Source organism: Enterobacter sp. Li2LvB3, from assembly GCF_056156645.1.
The window spans coordinates 1-1986 of sequence record NZ_JBSICG010000054.1 but is presented as its reverse complement, the minus strand read 5'-3'; the positions used below and the strand labels follow the sequence as shown (position 1 = coordinate 1986).

Annotated in this window: 2 protein-coding genes; both read left to right on the top strand. The window is 54.0% G+C overall.

Annotation, left to right across the window (positions count from 1 at the left end):
* Nucleotides 1-104 precede the first annotated feature (104 nt).
* The gene (locus ACS603_RS23335; protein ID WP_474945008.1) at nt 105-1451 is read left to right on the top strand and encodes an ISNCY family transposase; all 1347 of its coding nucleotides are present in this window, start codon (nt 105-107) and stop codon (nt 1449-1451) included.
* A 51-nt stretch (nt 1452-1502) separates the two neighbouring features.
* Nucleotides 1503-1907 carry a helix-turn-helix domain-containing protein gene (locus ACS603_RS23330; RefSeq protein WP_474945007.1) on the top strand — a complete coding sequence of 135 codons (405 nt, stop codon included), beginning with the start codon at nt 1503-1505 and terminating at the stop codon, nt 1905-1907.
* Nucleotides 1908-1986: the final 79 nt, after the last annotated feature.

Genomic DNA, 1986 nt, shown 5'->3' with positions numbered 1-1986 from the left:
TGTCAGCACAAAGCGTTATTGTCGTCTCAGCACAATTCACACGTGTCGTGTACGCTAAGCCTTCATTTTGCTCAGCACAGGACCGCGATCTTATGTTGGTGACTATGACAGACAGAGAACTTTACCGGCTTGGCATCATTCAGCGAGTCTTTGACCGGGCTTTACTCCAGCGCGACGCTGCAGATATCCTTGAGCTCAGCGTTCGTCAGGTACAGCGTCTTGTGCGCCTGTATCGAACAGATGGCGCAACCGCGTTTGCATCTTCCCGCCGTGGCCGTCCTGCAAATAATCGGATCGATGAAGAGATCCGCTGCAGAGCCCTAGATTTGATTCGGTGTCACTATTCGGACTTTGGCCCGACGCTCGCAACCGAAAAACTGGCCGAACGCCATCATATTCATCTCTCCGTTGAAACCGTCCGTAACTGGATGACAGCCGACGGTCTCTGGCGTCCTCATTCCCGGCGGCGAACCCGGGTTTATCAGCCGCGCTATCGTCGCGACTGTCTTGGTGAACTGGTCCAGATCGATGGCTCGCACCATGACTGGTTCGAAAGCCGCGCCCCGAAATGTTGCCTTCTGGTCTTTATGGATGATGCCACTGGTCGCCTGATGCACCTGCGATTTTGTGATTCAGAAAACGCGTTCGACTACATGATGGCTACACGACAATACATTGATAAACATGGTAAACCTGTCGCATTTTACAGTGACAAGCATGCCGTATTCCGGGTCAGCGGACCGGAAAGCCGGCGTACCGGCACAACCCAGTTCGGACGGGCTCTCCGGGAACTGGCGATCGAACTGATTTGCGCCAACAGCAGCCAGGCCAAAGGCCGCGTGGAACGGGTCAATAAAACCCTGCAGGATCGCCTGATTAAAGAGATGCGCCTGCAGAATATCAGCTCGGTTGCCCAGGCTAATCAGTGGCTTGAGCACTTCATATCCGATTTTAACCGCCGGTTCTCCCGGCCGGCAAAATACCCCAAAGACCTGCATCGTCCTGTCACCCAGAGTCCACAGGAACTCAATGATATCTTCGCCTGGCAGGAGCTGCGGACCTTATCGAAAGCACTGACGTTTCAGTATGATAAGGTAATGTATATCGTTGACCCCACTGAAGAAAATACCCGAATAGCAGGTGAAAAAATTACCGTTTTTGATTACCCTGACGGCAGCATTGCTTTCCGTCACCGGCACCGGCCGCTGGGTTATCAGGTTTTCGATACACTGGCCTGTGTTGATCAGGGTGCGGTTGTCGACAACAAACGGCTGGGCGCCGTTCTGAGACTGGCACAGCAGAAACAGGACGAGCTGGAGGCGGAAGGAAAGCGAATGCGCAGTAAAAAAATGCCCCGCAGGCGTGCTCAGGAGCGCGTACTGGAAGAGCTCAGGGCGATTAATCCGGTGCTGGCGAGTCCGCAGGATTTTAGCCCCAGTCTGAAACGATGAGCCCTTTCCTCACCTGCGGAACGGATACGGGTGCTGGCAGATGAGGGTGAAATGAACGACCACTATACCGTATGGCAGATGCTGCAGGCCGCGCTGCGCCTGGATCTTATTGAAGCGTACATTGCGCGGGAAATCACGCTGGCTGAGCTGGCACAATCCGCAGAACTCTCCACCCGTCAGTGCATCCGTCTGGTTAAACGTTACCGCGAATCAGGACCGGCAGGACTGCTCAGCCGCCGTCAGGGAAAGCCGGGCAATCATCAGTTAAAGGCGGATATCAAAGCTCAGGCTCTGCAGCTCATCCGCTCACGTGGTCGGGGTATGAATCCGTCAGCAATCTGGCGACTACTGACCACGGAATACGGTGTCCGGATTTCAAAAGAGACTGTGCGGAAAATGATGATTGCCGAGAAAACCTGGCACCCTCGCCCGTCCTCAAAACCTGCATCTGACTAAAGAAGGCATTGCCCGGACTCTCCACAGGCGTCAGATTAACTTTGTTTTCAGCACGACATTTGAACATTGGCTAGACAAA

Excerpts from the sequence above, each read along its gene's own strand:
- ACS603_RS23335 (WP_474945008.1), top strand. The coding sequence starts at position 105 with ATGACAGACAGAGAACTTTACCGGCTTGGCATCATTCAGCGAGTCTTT.
- ACS603_RS23330 (WP_474945007.1), top strand. The coding sequence starts at position 1,503 with ATGAACGACCACTATACCGTATGGCAGATGCTGCAGGCCGCGCTGCGC.